Here is a 19,065-nt window from a genome sequence, read left to right on the forward strand (position 1 = left end):
ACTCGAGCGCATAGCCAATGGTTGGCCCAGCAGCGATCTCGATGCACTCATGCCCTGGAATTACACGCGCTGAACGGTCTCAGGTTGCCGCTTACAGTTCATCGCGTAATTTCCTGCTTTCAGTGGCCAACGCTTCTTGCTCGATTCGCGAGGCTTCCGTTTCTGCTAGCAGCGCTCTCTGGCGGTCGATTAACGAGGCCTCTCTCTCGTCCAGCTGAGTTGATTGCCTCTCAATCAAATTCTCTAGCTGCGTAACGTGGGATTCAAGTTCTTCGATTCTTCGTTGTTGCTTCGCGAGGTCGAGCTTTTGCTGAGCGAGTATGGCAGGCACTTGTTGCGGACTGGGAAAATCAACTGTGAGTTTTTCACCGTCGGCGCGAGGTGGGAGTGGAATGTTTTCCCATTGATGTTTCGAACGCGTCTCGTAGGCAGAGAGATGCCGCAACGCAATTTCCTGCACTGATGGATTTCCCAGACGCCACACGTAGTAGTCCAGATCGAAAAGGAGGTCGAATGGCACAAGATAGCATAGAATGAACCATTCCAGAAAGCTCTCGCTTTCGTCGTCTGCCATTTGGGCGATCAGCTTGACCGGGCTGTCACCAAATATCTGCGCTTTCTTGCCCCAAAATAGCGCCTCTATTCCTAGGCTCGAGTTAACGGTCCATATCTCCTCGATGTCAGCTAAAAATTCCAGAGGAGACGGGGACAAATCGATTAGTCCTGGATAGACAGCACATCCCAAGGGATGAAGACGAAGTAGCGAGTCGTTTGCAATCTCAGAGCGGCTGACGTGGTTCACTAGTGAAAGATTGGTCCAGCCCCCGCCGTAGGCCAACGCATTGGAGTCGGTTTCCACCTGTAATGCCACGCCGACCTTGGCACGCTGTCCGCCTTCCTTCATTACTAAGTGACTTGCAGGCTCCGCTAAAAGCGCTCGCAGAGCATGGAGTGCGCCACCATTAGGATATGCCGTAGTCTTCCAGGACACGAAATCCGGTTTCTCAGTTTGCCACCTATTGCTCACTTCGGTCTCGCCGTTGACGCCACTGCGATCCCAATATGCAGTCGGCCGATAATAGGGCTTCCGGAAAGGGCCGAACTCGTTGAATATCAAAGGACAATGCAGCTCGTTCGCTGCCGCCCTCAGCGATGCATTGTTTAGCCAAGTTACCACGGCGATGTCGTCACGGATCCGAGTTTTGGCCTCTCGGAGCGCGTCCACATAGAAATTGGTAAGCGCTGCCTGCTGTCGCGTTATCAGATCAACAAATGTGGATGTCGGCGGAGAATTATCTATTCGTTCTTCTAAAGATTGCGGCTGAATAACGATTTCGACATGACTCCCAATGCTCCTAGACGGTAAATACTGGTTGAAGTGGAAGCTTCTTTCAGAAAATTCCCATCTGGACATATCCTCGAGAGCAGATATATATTGGGAAGGTGTAATAATTGATGTTTTGTATTCTTTCGTTTCGTGTAGCCATTTTTGGAAGACCCAGAAATAGTATGTTTCGTCACCCGTTGCGGAGAGAGGCGGAATGACTAGGACGAAATGCATGTGATTTTTCCCCGTTACGCTGCGGTCTCTCAGGTGTCGCCTGATGGCAATCCTGTGCTTGAGCTTATTATGATATTCAGTTATCCGTGCTGAAACATAAATTCAAACGAAGAGTTTCCGATGTTGCGCTTGTGGCGTAAGAAAACCGTTTCGGTAGTGCCAGAGTCAGTGCGGACGGAGCCTCCTATTCCGTCATCTGTAGTCGCCTCCGAACTGATGGCGAAATCCAGCTTGGTCGATCCCGCGGCCCGCGGTGCCGCTGTCGAAATCGCAGGAATGACGATTCCTCTCGATCTCGGCAATAGGCATGAGCGGGACTATTTCATTCGTCACTATTTGCGTGTTCCACATCCCCAAGCTGATGTTGACCGGCTCATTTTCAAGGCATTTGTTAAGCCCGGGGATGTCACTCTTGATGCGGGTTGCAATATCGGGATGACGATAGGGGAGCTGTTGGAAGCCGGGTGTTCTCACGTCCATGCATTTGAGGCCGTGCCCTCGTTGTATGAGAGGGTTGTGGCTATAAAGGATCCACGATTTACGGTCTATCCTTGTGCCTTGGGAGATGGAGAGGGGACTATATCGATATGGGTGTCGCAGACCCATAACCAAGGCAGCACGATCGAGCCAAGAATGGTAGAGCACTTTGCGCCAATATTCGGTGACAAGCCGGTATCGCAAGAGGTGCCGTTAAAGCGACTGGACGACGCTTGTCCAGGCGTTGGTTTCGACTTTATGAAAGTTGACGTTGAGGGAGCTGAAGCAGCGTTTATACGCGGTGCCGCTAAAGCGCTTGCAAGTCATCCGCCCCGAGCGATGTCGATGGAGTTGTTTGATCGGTTTTTTGATGAGGCAAAAATGGAAGCGGACAAATATTTTAGAAAATGCCATCGTTGTTTCATCTTGAAATCCGACTATTCACTTCATTTGGCAGATTGCTCAACGCCGCACGACGACGATCTGTATCATTTTACGTCGCCCACATACCTTTTCACAAATTAACTTCTGAAGTGGTCACCAAGATGACGAAAATTTTGGGTGTGCCGTATGGAGCCGGGAGTCTCTTGATTTGCGGAGTTAACTATACTGAACCCGAAGTCAAACCTTACTTTCCTTCGACGATGCATGCTTAGCCAGTGCGGTGTGATGCATTTTTTAGCTTTTCTTACTAAGTATATATTCAATGGACAGTAAGTAATCGTTTTCGGTAGCGAGATCGTCTCGCTGACTCAAAAGGCTTCGATGTTATTAGGCTCCTGTGCTGCTATGAATTGCCTTGCGCTTGTCAATTAGAGAAATGTATTCTTCGAGATATTCTGATGCCAGATGACTGATGTCAAAAGTCTTTCCTAGAGCATTTGCTGCCTCGCGAAATTCTTCTCTTTGAGTTTCGTCGAGAATCTGCTCCATTTTTCGTGTAAGCTCATCTACGAACATTTCCGTATCATCTACAGGTTTAAAGATGATGCCAGCTTGCCTCGAGTCGATCGTCGTCATCCGTTTGATTTCGCCGACATCGGTTGCGATACACGGAACTCCGACCTGAAACGCCTGGATAAGACTTAGCGGAAACGACTCGCCTGGATATCTGCTTGGAAGCAGAGCGACGTCGCTAAGGCGGTACAGTCCATGAACTTCACTGATAAAGCCAAGAAAATGGACCGTAGGGTCATTCGCCGCGATCATTTTAGCATCTTCGACGCTTGGTCCTTCTCCTGCCATAAGTAATGCCAAGGGGAATTCCGGACGGCGTTCTCTCAGTTTCAGGTAAGCTCTGACGGCCTCCGTCCACCCCTTGCCTTCAACGCCCCTTGCGGCTAGGGAAAAGACGATTGCGTCCTGCGATATGCCCAAGTCCGTGCGGGTTTTGGGAAACGGCCTGTCATCCACTGGGATGGCGTTTCGTACTTTAAGGAATTTGTTTTCTGGAACGTTTAAGCCTTCGAAGGGTACACGGTTGCGTTCGGCCAAATACGCATAACGATCGACTTTTTTACTCCATCGACTGATCCTGGGCTTCGAAATTTTCATGGCTTCGTACGAACCATGCAACGTGGAGAAATATGCACATGGTAAGTCGCCGTTCTCGAGAAAGAGCTTGTCGACATTCGCGACATGAGAATGGACAAGCGATACCCCTGCGCGCTCCAGAAAACTTACCACACCTGCCTCTCTGACTTGGTTCGCATTATAGATCGGTATCGCAGGATTTAGTAATTGCTTCACCCTTTGCTGATCATCGGATGTGTGCACCTGTAAAAGCGATACCGATATTCCCAATTCGTGAAGGGCGTTTGCCAAATGAATTGGAAATATTTCACCGCCGCCGAAGGTAAAGCCGAGCAGTCCAATCAAGACGTGGGGTTGAATCCGGGAAGCCTCTCTCAACTCGTCGATATTAATAAGGGTTTCGAACTTCGCGCCGCTTACGCGTGATCGCCGGAAGTTCTTATGCGCCTCAGCGACAAATCTGTTCAGCGTTTCGTCTGGGATCGGCCATTTTGCTTTCAGGATTTTCATGATGCGAAAGTACTCGTCGTAGTACGACGCGGCACCCTGAGCTTTTTTACCCGATGTATTGTTTGAATGAATTCGAAAATAACTTATGGCGGTCGGTTCGTAGGCGATTTGGCCTCCTCCCGCAATTATGGAGTACAGGAACCAATCGCCCATAATCTTAAATTTAGAGGCCTCAACCCAAACTGTATCCGAAATAGGGAAACGACGCCATAGTGAGCCGCCAACATTAGGAATGGCATTCTTGACTCCAAAGCCGTTGCAAAACCATTCTGACGCAGGTCGGACAATTGCGCGATCCCATATGCCCGGCTCGCACTCTTCGCGGTAGTCATCCAATCCCTCCACAAATTCGCCAGCGGTATTAGCGTATTGCACGCTTCCGAACGAAAGCATCACGCTCGGGTCTCTGAAGGCTCGAATTGCACGTTCCACGAAGGTTGGTTCGCAGAAATCATCGCTCTCGCAAATCCACACGATATCCCCTGTGGCATGCGAATGACCATTCTGCCACTGTCGAAACACGTTGCCTGAATTCTTCGTCGCGAATATCGACTTTACCCGTCCAGGATACTTGTGAACGTAGGCCTCTATGACCTCGCGACTGTTGTCGCTCGAACAGTCGTCCAGAATTATGATGTCAATAAGTGGATAGGTCTGGTTGAGAATACTTTCAATGCGCTGAGGGAGGTATTTCGCGTGATTGTAGTTTGGAACAATAGCGGTAACCGTTAGCCCATTACTATTGCCTAACTCCGCACTACGTTTTGCTAGCGCCTCATTTTGATTGACGCGCCGATAATATTTCATGCAAAATTGGTCGACTTTTTGCACCAGCAACATTGGATCACGTTTCTCTGCCGATCTGAAAAAACGCGCGCGTCGACGCGGGCTGAACCGCTCGATTTTCGACATTCTGTAGAGCATACGTGAGTAAAGCAGGTTCTTGAGCAGTCGTACCAGCGACACTTTGCTTGACCAATTTGCACGTTGAAGCGAATCCACTTCTCCGGATATGAAATCGATATCCGCGAGGAGATTTTCCATCTGTGTGCTTTCGTCTTCACGGCGTGCGGCCAAATCTTGTTCCTAACTCTGCAAAGTTTCCGGCGACATGCTTCGAATTTGGATCGCGATACCGCATTACGGTTTGCAAGTCGAGCGCTTGATCTTATCGGTATCCGCGACTCATCGGAAATGTTGCTGTTGTGTCAACGAATACCCGACCGTTCCATTTAAGGTTTTTTCCGAGACCCGAGCGTTCCTGCGTCTAAGAAGTCGGACCAGATGTTCGCAAGAGCGCCCTGAAGAAATCCAATAGCTTTCGCCCTGCGACGAGCCGAAAATAACACGTACGGTGAAAGAAGGAGAAGGCAGGCCTGCAACAAGGTTGAAGTTTTAGGAAACGGTCTATGATGCTTTTGCCCCGCATAAACCCTCGACCGAGCCATGTGATATGCCTTGAACCTGGCAATCTCTGGAGATCGCCCGGATGAGTGACCAGCAGAGTGAGCTATCCTAGAGTCTCGCACAAATCTCAGTTCGCCAAGAGCCCCTAAGCGAAGAGATAAGTCATCGTCTTCATGGTACATGAAGATGTTGGGGTCGAAGCCGCCGACAAAATCAAAACTTTTCTTCGACACGAAAAGCGCTGCACCGCTAAGAATCGGGACGACAGCGTCTTCGCTTGGCCATCCTTTTTTCATGTAGAGTTGGCGAGGCAAAAGCCATGATCGTCGCTTGAAATATGGGCTTCCGTCTTCGTTGCAGATCCTTGGATTGAAAGCAACGGCTGAGGGATACTGAGTAGCCGCCTCAAGGAGAGCTTCAATTGCGCCCGGATAGGGCGAGGCGTCGGGGTTTAAAAACAAAATCCAGGGAGTTTCCGCAGCGTCAGCTCCAGCATTACACCCCCTGCCGAATCCGAGATTGTTATCGAGTCTTACAATTTTCACGTTCCTGTCGGCAGGGAGATCGGCAAAAGTATTGGTGCGCCCATTATCGACCAACACGATCGGAGTTTGCTCCGGGATTGCTGTAACCAAATCCCGGATAAGCCTATCGCTTTTATAACAAACCGAAACCACTGTAACGGCGGAGAGTGGCAACGCTGTCATTTCACACCAATAGCATCTGCTGTTGAGGTCTGTCTATCGAAGGCAAATGGCGGCTCATTGCAGAGACCGAACGACGAAGCATCCTTACGATGCCGCGAGCCTTCTCAAGTAAACGCCATAATCGCCTTTACCCGCATTTTCTGCGAGTAGCGCAAATTCCTCCTGTGTAATGAAACCTTTAGTGAGCGCAATCTCTTCCGGGCAAGCGATCTTGAACCCTTGTCGCTTTTCAAGCGTGCGGACGAACTCGCCAGCTTCGAGAAGACTGTCAGGGGTGCCCGTATCGAGCCAAGCATAGCCGCGGCCCATGATCGATACCTTTAGTTTACCGCGTTCGAGATACACACGATTAACATCCGTAATCTCGTATTCGCCACGCGGCGACGGTTTGAGATTGGCTGCGATGTCGACGACGTCTGCGTCGTAGAAATAGAGACCGGTAACTGCCCAGTTTGATTTCGGTTTGAGCGGCTTTTCTTCGATGGAAAGCGCACGCATTTCGCTGTCGAAGTCGACCACGCCATATCGTTCGGGGTCATTCACGTGATAGGCAAACACTGTCGCGCCGTCGATCACGCTCGTCCCACTGTCAAGCAAGTCGGGCAGGCCGTGGCCGTAATAGATGTTGTCACCAAGGATAAGGCAGGATGGCGAACCGGCCACGAAATCCGCACCGATCATATATGCCTGCGCGAGCCCGTCCGGGCTTGGCTGAACGGCGTATCCGATCGAAAGGCCCCATTTCGAACCATCACCCAAAAGATTTCGGAATAGCGGCATGTCGTGGGGCGTCGAGATGATCAGGATTTCGCGGATGCCTGCGAGCATCAGCGTCGTCAGCGGATAGTAGATCATCGGCTTATCGTAGACTGGCAAGATCTGCTTAGAGACTGCCAATGTCATGGGGTGCAGGCGCGTACCGCTGCCGCCGGCCAGAATGATGCCCTTCATGGCGTTTCCTTTTTGCTTCGCGCAAGGGCGGTGACCACCGCGCGCGTTGATGACTGCCAGTTCGGCAGCCTTATGCCGTAAATCTCCTCAAGCTTGCTGCAGTTAAGCCGCGAGTTTGCCGGGCGCCGGGCGGGGGTTGGATATTGCGCCGTCGTGATGTCATTGACGACAACCGACTTGCCACCATTCTCCGCAGAAAATGCGAATATCTGTTTGGCGAAATCCGCCCAGTTCGTTTCGCCCGTTCCGGACAAGTGAAACACGCCGCGAAGACGAGCGGAAGTGTCAGTGGAGAGCTTTTTTCCAATCTCGACGATTGCGGTTGCGATATCGTTTGCCGAGCTCGGGCACCCTAATTGGTCTGCAACGACGTTGATCTCATCGCGCGTTTCACCGAGCCTAAGCATAGTTTTCACGAAGTTGTTGCCGTATTCCGAATAAACCCACGCTGTGCGCAGGATGGCATGATCAGAGTTACCCTCGGCAACAGCGTTTTCGCCTTCGAGCTTGGAGTGACCGTAGACGGAGGAGGGGCCTGTCGGATCACTTTCTACGTAAGCCGTGGCCTTGGTGCCGTCAAAAACATAATCTGTGGAAAGGTGAATAATGGGAACACCAAGTTCTTTTGCCGCCTGCGCGACCGCCTTTGCGCCATCCCGGTTGACGGCAAAAGCAACCTCCGGCTCGCTTTCCGCCTTGTCGACGGTGGTATAGGCCGCTGCCGATACCACCACATCGGGTTTTGCATCTCGTAGGGCCTTCAAGACAGTCTCAGGCTGCGCAAGGTCGAGTTCCGGTCGCCCCAGAGAGACGATCTCCAGTTCGTCATTTGCCAACGCCTGTAGGGCGCTCACGACCTGCCCATTTTTTCCGGTCACCGCAAGCCGCATGCAATCAGCCTTTCGTCAGAACGCCGAGGCGCTCTCCAGAGTACACTTCTTCGCGCAGGGGCTGCCACCACCAGGCATTGTCGAGATACCATTGTACGGTCTTGCGAATGCCGGTCGCAAAATTTTCCTGCGCTTTCCAGCCGAGTTCTGTTTCGAGCTTGGTCGCATCGATAGCGTAACGAGCATCGTGACCGGGACGGTCGGTGACGTATTTGATAAGCTGCGCATAAGGCTTCGATTGCGGGCGGAGCTCATCCAGAATGGAGCAGATGCAGTTCACGACGTCGATATTCTTCTGCTCGTTTCTGCCGCCAACATTGTACTTCTCCCCGACAAGGCCCTTTTGAACGATGAGCCAGAGTGCGCGGGCGTGGTCCTCCACGTAAAGCCAGTCGCGAATGTTCGCGCCGTTGCCGTAGACCGGCAGCGGCTTGCCCTCCAGCGCGTTCAGAATGATCAGCGGAATGAGCTTTTCCGGGAAATGGAACGGGCCGTAATTGTTGGAGCAGTTGGAAATGACAACCGGAAGGCCATACGTCCGCTGCCAGGCGGTGGCCAGATGGTCGCTTGCAGCTTTTGAAGCAGAGTAGGGCGATGAAGGGTCGTAAGGCGTTGTTTCTTCGAAAAGACCGTGGTGACCGAGTGAGCCGTACACCTCGTCTGTCGACACGTGCAGCATCCGGAAATTCGCCTTGGCGTCGCCCTCAAGACCACTCCAATATTGCCGCGCCGCCTCCAGCATCGAAAAGGTGCCGTTGATGTTGGTCTGAATAAAATCAGCGGCTCCAGTGATGGAGCGATCGACGTGGCTCTCGGCTGCCAGATGCATCACATAATCCGGCTGGAACGTCGCAAACGCGTCGTTTATCGCTATCCGGTCACAGATGTCGGCCTGAAGGAAGCCGTGATTGGGCGCATTCTCGATCGGCTTCAGTGACGCAAGGTTTCCCGCATATGTGAGCTTGTCAACGGTGAGAACATCGGCGCCAATCTCGCTCACCAAGTAGCGTACAAGGGCGGAGCCGATAAAGCCGGCACCGCCGGTAACTAGAACGCGCATCATCAGTTTCCAGTTTTTTCGTAAGTGAAATATTCAGGCAGATCGGACAGAAGCGGTTGCTTTGCGTCTTTATCTGAAAGGACGATGCCGTCCAGTTCAGGCCAATTTATGCCGATGGCGGAGTCGTCCCATTTTACACCGCGGTCATTGGCGGCACTGTAGGGAGCCGTCACTTTGTATGAGATGACAGTGTCGTCAACGAGCGTCATGAAACCATGCGCAAATCCCGCTGGCACCCAGAGTTGGTCGCCATTCTCTGGCGATAGCTCAGCGCCGATCCATTGTCCAAAAGTCGGTGACCCCGTCCGAATATCGACCGCGACGTCGAGCAGCCGCCCTCGGATGCAACGAACGAGCTTGCCCTGTGCGAAGGGTTCCGTTTGAAAATGAAGCCCACGCACGGTTCCTGCCTGGGCAGACAGAGATTCGTTATCCTGCACGAACTCAACGTCCGCGACGTTCTCGCGAAACCACTCCCGCTTGAAAACCTCGCTGAAGTAACCTCTGCTATCGCCGAAGCGGGCTGGGGTTATCTTTTTCACGCCCGATATAGGGAATGCTTCTAGTTGCATTTCGCGGTCCTGTCTGGTCTCTCTCGACGGTGATATGGCTTGATCGTAAGAGACAGTCAATAACGCTTTATTGATCCCGCACAAGTGCAATGGCTCGCGCGCCGAACCGGCATCTGGAGGCTTCGCGACCCACTGGTGTTTTTTTGCAATGATATTGGTAGAGCTTCGGGGAGTATTCGGCCATTACGCTACACGTCAGGCGCGAACTACAATCTCGATCAAGATCTGGTCCGGCTTGGTTGAGCGGCTTCAGTCTCGCATGTCCGATTGCGCTCATTTCCACATCGCCCGCATTCGCGCACCCACATCAATTCGGATCTGCTGAGCGCTGCGCTCGGAAGCGGCGGCTGAAACCAGGGGCCAGGTCAGTGTCTCAAAAAACTGAAGCAAGGTCGCCGGTATGAAACGGGTTCTGGCGGCGTAGACATGCCGGTCGCCCTGAGAACTCTGCCCACCAGTGAAGAAACGTTGCGGCGTGATCAGCGACAGGCTGTCCTTGGCGCGCGTCATGGCGACATAAAGCAGCCGGCGTTCCTCCTCCAGTTCCTGGGTGGTGCCGACGCCGAGGTCGGAGGGTATGCAGCCGTCGACCACATTGAGGATGAAGACGGAGCGCCACTCCTGGCCTTTTGCCGAATGGATGGTCGAGAGGCTGAGATAATCCTCGTCGAGCAACGGCACGCCGGCCTGATCGCTGGTGGCGTCGGGCGGGTCGAGCGTCAGTTCAGTCAGGAAGCGTTCGCGTGAAGGGTAGCCGCCGGCGATCTGCTCTAGCTGCAGCAGATCGGCCTTGCGGGTGTCCGCATCCTCATGCAGGCGTTCCAGATGCGGCTCATACCACATCCGAGCCTGCCCGATCTGGCCCGGCCAGTCATTCGGCGCCTGCCGCAGGCTCACAAGCATTTGTGTAAAGGCTGCCCAGTCATCGCCGGTCTTCGGCGGCGACGGAATTTCGGCGAGGGCAAGCAGCGGCTCTGGGTCTGTCGCAATCGCATCGAGAATATTGCCAGCCTTCTTCGGTCCGATGCCTGGCAGCATCTGCAGCAGCCGGAAACCGGCGACGCGGTCGCGCGGGTTCTGTGCGAAACGCAGCACGGCCAGCATGTCCTTCGCATGGGCGCTGTCCAGGAATTTCAGGCCGCCGAATTTGACGAAGGGGATGTTGCGGCGGGTCAGTTCCACCTCGAGCGGGCCACTATGGCTGGAGGTTCGAAACAGCACGGCCTGCTGTTTCAGCGTCATGCCGCTCTCGCGATTGGCGAGGATCTGGTCGATGATGAAATTCGCCTGCTCGGTTTCATCCTTTACCGTTACGAGCTTTGGGCGCTCAAGCGATACCCGTTCGGTCCAGAGGTTTTTGGTGAAGCGCTCGCGCGCGAGATCGATGACGCCGTTGGCGGCGGCAAGGATCGGCTGCGTCGAGCGATAGTTGCGGTCCAGCGTGATGATATCGGCCGCCGGGCTGAAGGAAGCCGGAAAATCGAGGATGTTTCGCACCGTCGCCGCACGGAAAGAATAAATCGACTGCGCATCGTCACCCACCACGGTCAAGCCGCGGCCACCGGGCTTCAGCGCCATCAGCACCGATGCCTGCAACCGGTTGGTATCTTGATATTCATCGACCATCACATGGTCGAAGCGGTTGCCTATATCGTCAGCCAGAACGGGGTCGCTGACCATCTGGGCCCAGTAGAGCAGAAGATCGTCGTAATCGAGCACGTTCTGGACCTGTTTGGCCTCGACATAGGCCGCGAACAATTCCCTGAGTTCGTTTTCCCAGTTGGCAACCCAGGGATAATGCTGGCGCAAGATGTCCTTGAGTGGTGTCTGGGAATTCACGACACGCGAATAGATCGCAAGACAGGTGCCCTTTGTCGGAAAGCGGCTTTCCGTTTTGGAAAAACCCAGCTCGTGCCGGGCAAGATTCATCAGGTCGGCGCTGTCTTCGCGGTCGTGGATGGTGAAATCGATGTTGAGGCCGATCTGCTCGGCATAGATGCGCAACAGCCGTGCACCAATGCCGTGAAACGTGCCGGACCACGCCAATGCATCTGTCATGATTGCCGAATTTGCCCCGAGGACCTGCTTGCATATCCGTTCGACACGGCGCGCCATCTCGGAAGCTGCGCGCCGTGAGAACGTCATCAGCAGGATGCGGCGGGGATCGGCGCCATTCACGATCAGATGCGCAACACGGTGAGCCAGCGTATTGGTCTTTCCCGAGCCGGCGCCGGCGATGATCAGAAGCGGACCGGCGACATGTCCATCCACCAGTCCAACCCCATGTTCCACGGCCTTGCGTTGTTGCTCGTTCAGTTTTTCCAGATAGGCAACCGCCATCCTGCACTAATCCTCGATATTTGCCCTAGGCGAAGTTGCCTGCCCGAAAACGGCGGGCGACTGAGCCTGCGCCGCCGTTTCGCGTTCGTACCGCAATGATTAGCAAAGACTCAAACAGCAAGCCAGAACAAATGCTGAACGTAAAGGCCTTGCTGCACAAGTCCGGTTGGCGCCGTTACCTGATAGTTCGGTTTCCGAAGTCTCTTCTGCGAATGTTGCCTCAGGAGCGAAAGCGGATATGCTGTCATCGCATTCGCCGGAAATCGGATGAGGCAGTTGTCTCATTGGTTTGAAATAAAGGGATATTTCATGTATTCCGAGGCGCTTTTTCTGCTTTTTCCGAGAGCGTTGAACCCTATCGGGTTTAACGGTCATTACCCCGGAAGAGGCTTATACACTGGGAGGAAAAAATCATGAGACGACTTAAATTCTACCTGATCGCTCTTGCCGCAATCGCTGCCTCGACATTTGCACAGGCCGAGCAGAAAGCGATGAAATCCGATGTCACCATCGCTTCTGACATCAACTACCTGCTTTATACGCCCAAGGATTACTCCGGCTCGAACAAGACCTATCCTCTTGTCGTCTGGCTGCATGGCGGCGATCAGGGCGGCAGCGACGTCGAAAAGCTACGGTCGAGCGGCTTGCCGAAAGTGATTGAGGAGGGACGTGAGTTTCCCTTCCTGGTGTTTTCACCCCAAAATCCGAGCGAGGAACTACTTTATCCAATCGAGCGTGTCGCAAGCGTTCTTGAGGCGGTGGTGGCCAACCATCGGGTCGACCGGGAACGGATCTATCTGATCGGCTATAGCCGGGGAGGGTTCGGCGCATGGTCCATGGCAGAGCAGTTTCCTCAAACTTTCGCCGCAGTGGTTCCGATTGCCGGCGGCGGCATTCGGCACTACCTCAATCGAACGAACGAGAAGGCGGCTTTCTGGGCCTTTCATGGTGCAAATGACGAGGTGATCCCGCTGTCCGATACAGTGGTTCTCGTGCAACGTCTTAAGGAGCTGAAACGCAATGTCCGGCTTACCGTGTTTGAGGACACGGACCATCAGGCGGTCGAGGGAAAGGTGCTGAACGACGAGGAGATGTGGACTTGGTTGCTTGAGCAGAAGCTCGCGGGCGAAAAAGCATCCGCTAATCCGTAAATCCGGGCCGACCGCTGTTTTTTACAGCTGACATTGCCGTTTCTGCCGCGTTTTGCCATCGCACCACTATTTATGAAAAGCATAAATAATCCAATTGGCTGGATCGCGTGGATAATTTTCAATCCATCTTTCTGTCCACCTTTTACGCATTGATGTGCGGCGTTCACGGCGAGACAGACAGGTAGCAATAACTGGTCTTCGCGCTACTCATCCGAAGGAGCTTCGAGGTGGCCGCCTCGCACGAGGTATTAGGCCCACTGATGAAACATTCCTTCTCGTCCATTCCTGCTTGCAGCGCTGTAAAGGCGGTACGGCGTGAACCCTACCGTCGTGGGCTTTTCTCCAATGCGCGAGCTTTTCGGCCTGTCCCAGTCAAACGCACAAATATTCATTACAAGTTGCCGGGAGTTATTGACTCTCATTTCGGGTTGTAGTGAAGCTTCACCCCGGCGATGTATTGCGTCGTCAGGGGATTTTGGGGACTACATGAGATATATTTTACCTTTGCTGGCCTGCGGGCTGGCCGTTTCTTCGTGCGCAAAGAGGCCAGATGCAATCGTCCCGGTGTACGTGCCGATGGCAGCTTACAGTAATCTCGACTGCCCAGCGCTCGCCCGGGAATATTTGAATGAGCAGTCGTCGCTCACTGCGATTTCTAAGCAGCAGCATGACGCCGCGACTGGCGATGCCGTCGGCGTCTTCCTCGTCGGCGTACCAATGTCGAGCACGTTTGGTGGCGACAAGGAAGGCCAGGTCGCTGTTGCCAAAGGCAAGGTCCACGCGGTCGAGGCGAACATGAAGGCAAAGGGCTGCAATACTCCAACTGTAGCAAAAGCCGCCGGAGCGAAGGGAGCTTCCAGATGAACGACATAACGTCAATCACGCAGATGCGCAGCGCTCGGTTAAATTGCTCCTTCAGCACGACCGAAGCGATCGGTACAGTCGTTCTATGGTTCGTTCTCACCGTCTTCACGCTCGGCGTGGCGCTTGTGGTGTTCCCATATTACCTTAATAAAGCCGTGCTCAACAAAACGGAAATTCTTGACGCGTCCGGCAAAACGATCGGGCGCCTGAACTGCACGTTCAGTATCGGCCATTCCATTGGTCACGTAATTATCTGGGCCGTACTGATCATCATAACGCTCGGTCTTGCAGGCTTCGTATACGTGTATCGGGTGGTGCGCGTCGTACTGAATGAGACGCGGATCGAATATTACTGACAACCGTCATGCGGAAAATAATAGCAAGCGCCACAGAGGAATTTCATGAAATACTTATTTCTCGCTATTTCAGCGTTTGCACTGACGGCCTGCCAAACGGAAACACCGATGGAATGGCAACTGCGAAAATCGTTCGAACAGAGTTCCGAACGAGCCTGTCGCGACAAGAAAGGCACACCTCTCTATGAGGCTTGTTACCAGCGCCACATGGGTAAGTTTAACAAGTTCTGGGAAGAGGTTCAGGCTCGACAACTGGGCGTAAAAAAACGCTAGAAGCTCTGTGAGGGGCTGCGGTCAATGATGAGCATAGCACGCCTCATCTGCAGCCTTTTTGCGGTTGTCGCCATCGTGATTTTTATTGGCCTACTGACGGTAGATCAGTGGTTTACCATCGGGGAGCGAGCGCAAGGTGATTACCCGCCACGGACGCCGGCAAGCCGAGGCTGAAGCTAGGGCGAACGCAGCGGCCGAGGAAGCCATTAAGGCCGCCGATGGGACATTGAGGATCATAAATGGCAGCGATGCCGAAATAAAACGGGACTAGGTTAAGAAGCAGTGAATGAAATTGGGAATTTGCGACTGATCCACATTGATTGTTCTAACATAAGTTCAACTGAGGAGTTTTGGCAGCGCTATGTCGACGTCGTAGAGCCTCGCGATTCCGCCGATTTCGGCAGAAATCTCGACGCTTTTGGGATGCGATCGAAGGTGGGGATCAGGCTACCCGGGAGAAGTCGAGCTTGTCGTCATGAATTACGCTCACCTGTCAGACTTACGGCTTAGAGATGGCAAATCGTCGTTTCTCAATGCGCTCAGAACCATTGGGGAAAATACTTCTGTCGGGAGCATCAATTTCGTAGATCAGGGGTTCGCACGAGTAAAATGAAACCGTCGGTGAAAGGGCGGCGCGTTACCCCGGTTTGGGTGTAATTGGGTTGCTCACCCGGTACGATCAGCCAGAACAACTGCACCAGGTCATCCCAGAGCCGACCCAGAACCTCGATCATCGCAATGATTTCCAGATACGCGTAGATACCAGCGACGATGAGCAAGACCAGTGCGCTGATCAGCAGCCATGGCCAGATCCTGCGTTTCCGCTTTGGAACGGATTGCGCTTCTTGCTCTACAGTCATCTGGAATTCCCATCTCACTATAGACACCAACTGCCATCTCTGGAATCTTTCGTCTCGAAGGATGCTTGAAGGACATTCCAAGAGTCGCCATAGCCAAGATGCCGAGTGAGCATGAGCGACCAGACCAATAAAGCCGGCCACGGCATTCACGAGAACCACTGGTGCGAGCATCCGGGCTGTCGTAAATGGGAGGCTTCGGCGGGTAGAGACAGGTGCAGAAACAAATTCATCGGAGGCGCGCATGCATTTGTGGAAGCGGTTATGCTTTTGCGGCCTCTCGGGTGGGGTAAAGATATTCTATTTCTGGTTTATCAGCGTAATTTGGTGCTGCCTCATAAGCACGCCCACATATGCATCTGACTCCAGCAAGGATGCCTCAATCAACGCAGTCCTCGAGTCGTACGTTCTGCGTGCGGCGAAAAAAGGTTCTTTTGACTATAGATCCCCAACTTCTATCAACATAAGAGCGGGAACTGGCAGTGAGCCACTATTCGAATATATATCTGAGTGGTACAAATTTTATGCAGAATTCCTCTCTTTCACGCAGCAAGAAAACGATAAAAATATTGCGATACTCATTGGCAAAAACGTTTTAAAAGATGCAGAATCCGGCAAGATCACAGGTTTCGGATCTAGCTTCAACGTTGTAGATAGTCGTAAAGACTACTGTTATGTCGGCGCGATAAGTGAAAATGATTCTGACGGTATTTTTCGTGAAGGATCAATTTTGATCGACCCAAGCATGGGCGGTGATACACGAGAATGCCTCCTCGAATCTTTTGTGAGGCTTTTCGGCTTTCATTTTTCTCTGGCGTTCTTCGTTGCTGCGAACCCCCTCTACCATCAAGCCCTTTCAGGCAAGCCAATAGATGAAGCGCAACTAAAAGCATTTCAGATTAGAGAGAAGTGCCGACTTTCGATTGATACCGCCGATTTCGAGGTCTGTGTCCGGAAGGAACTAGGAGACTGACTCTTTCGGAACCGAGGGGCGCTGCGGGTAAATGGATGGTCTTCCCTCCAGTCCGTTACTCCTGCAGCCTCTAAGGGCTGCGCAACTAAACCCTCCGCGTTAGAGGGTTATAATATCCGCCAGCGATCGGTGCAAATCGCCCACAGAGGATAGGCTGAAATCGCCCCGATAGAGAATACGGCAAGTGCGACAAACGAGAAGATTGCGGAGGCCGGCAGACTTCCGCTGTACAGTGCCATGGTGAGGACCGGGCATACCCCACCAACGGCCGCATACACCAGATAGCTTTTTGCTCTCAGCGCCATCAAGAGAACCACGCTCGGTACCGCTACGGGCAATGCAAAGAAAAGAATTATAGCTGCAGTCATCAACATCACGTACACGAGCTCTCCGAAGCTCGCCCCGGCCTCACTAGAGAAAAAGCCCAACCCAACGACGCTCAGGACACCCGCCACCACTGCTGACATTGTGTAGCCTAGATAGATCTTGGCTATTGCCTTGAGCACGCCCATTTCACCCAGCACCCCTACTGTTTGCACGAGATTGGCATATTCGGCGTGTAAAGCAATGAGAAAATCTAGCTCCGATTGAGTTGCGGCAGGCTCCGAGTTAGGAAATGTGTGGCACATTCTACGTCGCCAAAAATCCCAGCTTCAGCGACATAAGGAAATCGACAGTGGCATTAATCGCCAGATGGATTCGGAACATCGTTGTTGCCTTCGCAGTATATGTGGCCGCTGTGATGTCGACTGGGGCGGTAATGGTCTATGGCTGCATAAGCCGCATCGATGAGACGCAGGTTTTTGATGCTGCAAAGCGCGCGTATCTGAATAGGCTAATCACCACAAAGAAATTAACGGACGAAGATTTGCGATACGTAAAATGCGGGCCGCCTCAAACCGTTACCGATTACTTCTACGGTATCCCCATGGGTTGGGAGTGGAGTGCATTCTGCGCCTACATCAAAGACGATGTCGTTATCGCATCCGAAGCGTTTCATATCAATGAGTGCCGGCGAACTCGCCTTTGGGAACAGGTTGATGAGGGATTTCCGAAATCACTGCGGGAAATAGGTTATGATCGACTTTTGTAGCGGACACGCACTGGCTTATATTTACGTCACAGATTCGATGAAACGGTACGCAGCCAAGAAGCAGTGAGCGAGCTGGAGGACTTAGTGCTGTCGGCGTTTCGATGATTCCTTTCACTTCCAGCATCTTGGACCCCTTAGCTCTTGTATGGCCTGCGCCGGTCCGGACTGGGATAAGGCGAGCCCCGCCTGTCCTGTCGTTCTCAAGTTACTCTAGCCGCGACACGAGACTTCTCATCTAAGTCATCCTCAGAGGCTTAGACTTCAATTCAATGCCAGCCATTGCAGCGCAGGCTTGCGATAATCTGCGACCCCTTCAGCGAACGCACTTTATCGCTTGACTCCGTACGCGGAGATGGTGCTAATACGCATTAGCTGCTAATACGTATTAGCACGGAGCGAATGCCGGAGGAGGGCATGGCGTGTCCAGTCACAGACGTCTCACGCAGAACGATATCGCCAAGCTTGCCGGCGTCAGCCAGGCAACGGTGTCTCTTGTTGTGAACGGCGCGCCGGCAGCGGTCGCGCGCATCCCGGACGAAACCCGGGAAAGGGTGCAGGCCGTCATTCGCCAGACCGGTTATGTTGCCGATCCGATTGCGCGGCGCATGGCCAAGGGGCTGAACCGGATCCTCGGCGTTTTCACCTATGAGCCAGCGTTCCCCAGTGCTCAGGCTGACTTCTTCACGCCCTTCCTGCTGGGTATCGAAGAAGAGGCGCAGCAGCAGGCTTATGATCTTCTGCTGCTGACGAGCGCCGGTGTCGGCGATAACCGAAAGATTTTCTCGGAAGGCAACAGGCTTCGGATTGCGGACGGCTGTCTGGTTCTCGGCCGCGAGTTCGATCGCAAGGAACTCGCCCGGCTGGTTTCGGAAGACTATCCCTTCGTCGCGATCGGCCGGCGTGAAGATGCCGGTGGGCCGGTTCCCTATGTCGGCGGTGACTACGCCGCGGGAACGCGTCAGCTTGTCGAAGACGCCATCGCGCTGGGACACACCAGGCTCGCCTATATCGGCCCTCAGGGTCCGGCAGAATCGATTGCCGATCGCTGGCAAGGTTTCAGCGCGGCGCTCGCAGATGCGGCCACGATTGCCCTGCATATCAAGGCGGTCAACCGCCCGGCCGAGAAAATACTTGATGCCATCATTGAGAGCGGGGCCACAGTCGCGTTCTTCATAGAATTGGCCGATGCCGTGCGCGTCGAGGCGCTGGCGCGGGCGAGGGGGCTTGTCGTGCCGGACGCATTTTCGATGATCGTGCTTGGCAGTCATATCAGGGCCGCTCGCAGTCCCGTGCGCTTCACCTCCTATGAAATTCCGCGCGAGGAGATGGGGCGGCAGGCAACCGCCATGCTGGTCAACCGCATCGAGACCGGCAGCGCCGGTGGGCAGATCCTTCTCAAATGTGAACCCGTCAAGGGAGAGACGTTGGGGCCGGCCCCGGCCGGCTCGGCAAACAAGTCCTCAGTCAACAAAACGGATGTGACGTCGTGA

At 53.5% G+C, this 19,065-nt stretch carries 18 protein-coding genes; 8 read left to right on the plus strand and 10 right to left on the minus strand.

Annotated features, from left to right (window positions below; all coding sequences use genetic code 11):
* Positions 1-91: 91 nt before the first annotated feature.
* Positions 92-1,561, minus strand: a complete 1,470-nt coding sequence (locus FHW77_RS22100; protein ID WP_182590693.1) for a GT99 family glycosyltransferase N-terminal domain-containing protein — start codon at positions 1,559-1,561, stop codon at positions 92-94.
* Positions 1,562-1,681: 120 nt separating this feature from the next.
* Here FHW77_RS22100 and FHW77_RS22105 point away from each other — a divergent pair, with 120 nt between their 5' ends.
* A complete protein-coding gene (locus FHW77_RS22105; protein ID WP_182590694.1) occupies positions 1,682-2,563 on the plus strand; it encodes an FkbM family methyltransferase in 882 nt (293 codons plus the stop codon).
* A gap of 246 nt (positions 2,564-2,809) precedes the next feature.
* Here FHW77_RS22105 and FHW77_RS22110 read toward each other — a convergent pair whose 3' ends face one another.
* The 7 genes from FHW77_RS22110 to FHW77_RS22140 form a co-directional block, all read right to left on the minus strand.
* Positions 2,810-5,158, minus strand: coding sequence for a glycosyltransferase (locus FHW77_RS22110; protein ID WP_182590695.1), 2,349 nt, complete (start codon positions 5,156-5,158; stop codon positions 2,810-2,812).
* 155 nt (positions 5,159-5,313) lie between these two features.
* Positions 5,314-6,195: a glycosyltransferase family 2 protein gene (locus FHW77_RS22115; protein ID WP_182590696.1), complete on the minus strand. Its 882-nt coding sequence runs from the start codon at positions 6,193-6,195 to the stop codon at positions 5,314-5,316.
* Positions 6,196-6,279: 84 nt separating this feature from the next.
* Positions 6,280-7,146: a glucose-1-phosphate thymidylyltransferase RfbA gene (gene rfbA, locus FHW77_RS22120; RefSeq protein WP_182590697.1), complete on the minus strand. Its 867-nt coding sequence runs from the start codon at positions 7,144-7,146 to the stop codon at positions 6,280-6,282.
* Positions 7,143-8,036 (minus strand): dTDP-4-dehydrorhamnose reductase, encoded by an 894-nt coding sequence (gene rfbD, locus FHW77_RS22125; protein WP_182590698.1) that lies wholly within the window; start codon positions 8,034-8,036, stop codon positions 7,143-7,145. Before rfbD ends, rfbA begins: the two co-directional genes overlap by 4 nt.
* A gap of 4 nt (positions 8,037-8,040) precedes the next feature.
* Positions 8,041-9,096 (minus strand): dTDP-glucose 4,6-dehydratase, encoded by a 1,056-nt coding sequence (gene rfbB / locus FHW77_RS22130; protein ID WP_182590699.1) that lies wholly within the window; start codon positions 9,094-9,096, stop codon positions 8,041-8,043.
* 2 nt (positions 9,097-9,098) lie between these two features.
* A complete protein-coding gene (gene rfbC / locus FHW77_RS22135; protein WP_182590700.1) occupies positions 9,099-9,668 on the minus strand; it encodes a dTDP-4-dehydrorhamnose 3,5-epimerase in 570 nt (189 codons plus the stop codon).
* Positions 9,669-9,941: 273 nt separating this feature from the next.
* Positions 9,942-12,008 (minus strand): ATP-dependent helicase, encoded by a 2,067-nt coding sequence (locus FHW77_RS22140; protein WP_182590701.1) that lies wholly within the window; start codon positions 12,006-12,008, stop codon positions 9,942-9,944.
* A gap of 413 nt (positions 12,009-12,421) precedes the next feature.
* Here FHW77_RS22140 and FHW77_RS22145 point away from each other — a divergent pair, with 413 nt between their 5' ends.
* The 4 genes from FHW77_RS22145 (at position 12,422) to FHW77_RS22160 (ending at position 14,652) form a co-directional block, all read left to right on the plus strand.
* On the plus strand, positions 12,422-13,159 hold the full coding sequence (locus FHW77_RS22145) for a carboxylesterase family protein (protein ID WP_182590702.1): 738 nt from the start codon (positions 12,422-12,424) through the stop codon (positions 13,157-13,159).
* A 486-nt stretch (positions 13,160-13,645) separates the two neighbouring features.
* Entirely contained in the window at positions 13,646-14,023 is a 378-nt protein-coding gene (locus tag FHW77_RS22150; RefSeq protein ID WP_182590703.1) for a hypothetical protein, read from the plus strand.
* Positions 14,020-14,379: a DUF6693 family protein gene (locus tag FHW77_RS22155; protein WP_210277051.1), complete on the plus strand. Its 360-nt coding sequence runs from the start codon at positions 14,020-14,022 to the stop codon at positions 14,377-14,379. The genes FHW77_RS22150 and FHW77_RS22155 overlap by 4 nt, the downstream gene beginning before the upstream one ends.
* A gap of 45 nt (positions 14,380-14,424) precedes the next feature.
* Positions 14,425-14,652 (plus strand): hypothetical protein, encoded by a 228-nt coding sequence (locus FHW77_RS22160; protein ID WP_182590704.1) that lies wholly within the window; start codon positions 14,425-14,427, stop codon positions 14,650-14,652.
* A gap of 575 nt (positions 14,653-15,227) precedes the next feature.
* Here FHW77_RS22160 and FHW77_RS22165 read toward each other — a convergent pair.
* The gene (locus tag FHW77_RS22165; RefSeq protein ID WP_286086117.1) at positions 15,228-15,512 is read right to left on the minus strand and encodes a hypothetical protein; all 285 of its coding nucleotides are present in this window, start codon (positions 15,510-15,512) and stop codon (positions 15,228-15,230) included.
* Positions 15,513-15,753: 241 nt separating this feature from the next.
* On the opposite strand from FHW77_RS22165, the gene FHW77_RS22170 reads away from it, so the two are divergent.
* Positions 15,754-16,482, plus strand: coding sequence for a hypothetical protein (locus tag FHW77_RS22170; RefSeq protein ID WP_182590705.1), 729 nt, complete (start codon positions 15,754-15,756; stop codon positions 16,480-16,482).
* A 107-nt stretch (positions 16,483-16,589) separates the two neighbouring features.
* Here FHW77_RS22170 and FHW77_RS22175 read toward each other — a convergent pair whose 3' ends face one another.
* Positions 16,590-17,111, minus strand: a complete 522-nt coding sequence (locus FHW77_RS22175; protein WP_182590706.1) for a hypothetical protein — start codon at positions 17,109-17,111, stop codon at positions 16,590-16,592.
* A 47-nt stretch (positions 17,112-17,158) separates the two neighbouring features.
* Here FHW77_RS22175 and FHW77_RS22180 point away from each other — a divergent pair, with 47 nt between their 5' ends.
* Both FHW77_RS22180 and FHW77_RS22185 read left to right on the plus strand, forming a co-directional pair.
* Complete coding sequence (locus tag FHW77_RS22180; protein WP_182590707.1) at positions 17,159-17,575, plus strand: hypothetical protein; 417 nt, start codon at positions 17,159-17,161, stop codon at positions 17,573-17,575.
* A 419-nt stretch (positions 17,576-17,994) separates the two neighbouring features.
* Positions 17,995-19,065, plus strand: a complete 1,071-nt coding sequence (locus FHW77_RS22185) for a LacI family DNA-binding transcriptional regulator (RefSeq protein ID WP_182590708.1) — start codon at positions 17,995-17,997, stop codon at positions 19,063-19,065.

The organism is Agrobacterium sp. RC10-4-1 (genome assembly GCF_014138475.1).
GTDB classification, from domain to species: Bacteria; Pseudomonadota; Alphaproteobacteria; order Rhizobiales; family Rhizobiaceae; genus Agrobacterium; species Agrobacterium pusense.

Excerpts from the sequence above, each read along its gene's own strand:
- FHW77_RS22160 (WP_182590704.1), top strand. The coding sequence starts at position 14,425 with ATGAAATACTTATTTCTCGCTATTTCAGCGTTTGCACTGACGGCCTGC.
- FHW77_RS22100 (WP_182590693.1), bottom strand. The coding sequence starts at position 1,561 with ATGCATTTCGTCCTAGTCATTCCGCCTCTCTCCGCAACGGGTGACGAA.
- FHW77_RS22140 (WP_182590701.1), bottom strand. The coding sequence starts at position 12,008 with ATGGCGGTTGCCTATCTGGAAAAACTGAACGAGCAACAACGCAAGGCC.
- rfbD (WP_182590698.1), bottom strand. The coding sequence starts at position 8,036 with ATGCGGCTTGCGGTGACCGGAAAAAATGGGCAGGTCGTGAGCGCCCTA.
- rfbA (WP_182590697.1), bottom strand. The coding sequence starts at position 7,146 with ATGAAGGGCATCATTCTGGCCGGCGGCAGCGGTACGCGCCTGCACCCC.
- FHW77_RS22170 (WP_182590705.1), top strand. The coding sequence starts at position 15,754 with ATGCATTTGTGGAAGCGGTTATGCTTTTGCGGCCTCTCGGGTGGGGTA.
- rfbC (WP_182590700.1), bottom strand. The coding sequence starts at position 9,668 with ATGCAACTAGAAGCATTCCCTATATCGGGCGTGAAAAAGATAACCCCA.
- rfbB (WP_182590699.1), bottom strand. The coding sequence starts at position 9,096 with ATGCGCGTTCTAGTTACCGGCGGTGCCGGCTTTATCGGCTCCGCCCTT.
- FHW77_RS22105 (WP_182590694.1), top strand. The coding sequence starts at position 1,682 with ATGTTGCGCTTGTGGCGTAAGAAAACCGTTTCGGTAGTGCCAGAGTCA.
- FHW77_RS22155 (WP_210277051.1), top strand. The coding sequence starts at position 14,020 with ATGAACGACATAACGTCAATCACGCAGATGCGCAGCGCTCGGTTAAAT.
- FHW77_RS22115 (WP_182590696.1), bottom strand. The coding sequence starts at position 6,195 with ATGACAGCGTTGCCACTCTCCGCCGTTACAGTGGTTTCGGTTTGTTAT.
- FHW77_RS22150 (WP_182590703.1), top strand. The coding sequence starts at position 13,646 with ATGAGATATATTTTACCTTTGCTGGCCTGCGGGCTGGCCGTTTCTTCG.
- FHW77_RS22145 (WP_182590702.1), top strand. The coding sequence starts at position 12,422 with ATGAGACGACTTAAATTCTACCTGATCGCTCTTGCCGCAATCGCTGCC.
- FHW77_RS22175 (WP_182590706.1), bottom strand. The coding sequence starts at position 17,111 with ATGTGCCACACATTTCCTAACTCGGAGCCTGCCGCAACTCAATCGGAG.
- FHW77_RS22165 (WP_286086117.1), bottom strand. The coding sequence starts at position 15,512 with ATGACTGTAGAGCAAGAAGCGCAATCCGTTCCAAAGCGGAAACGCAGG.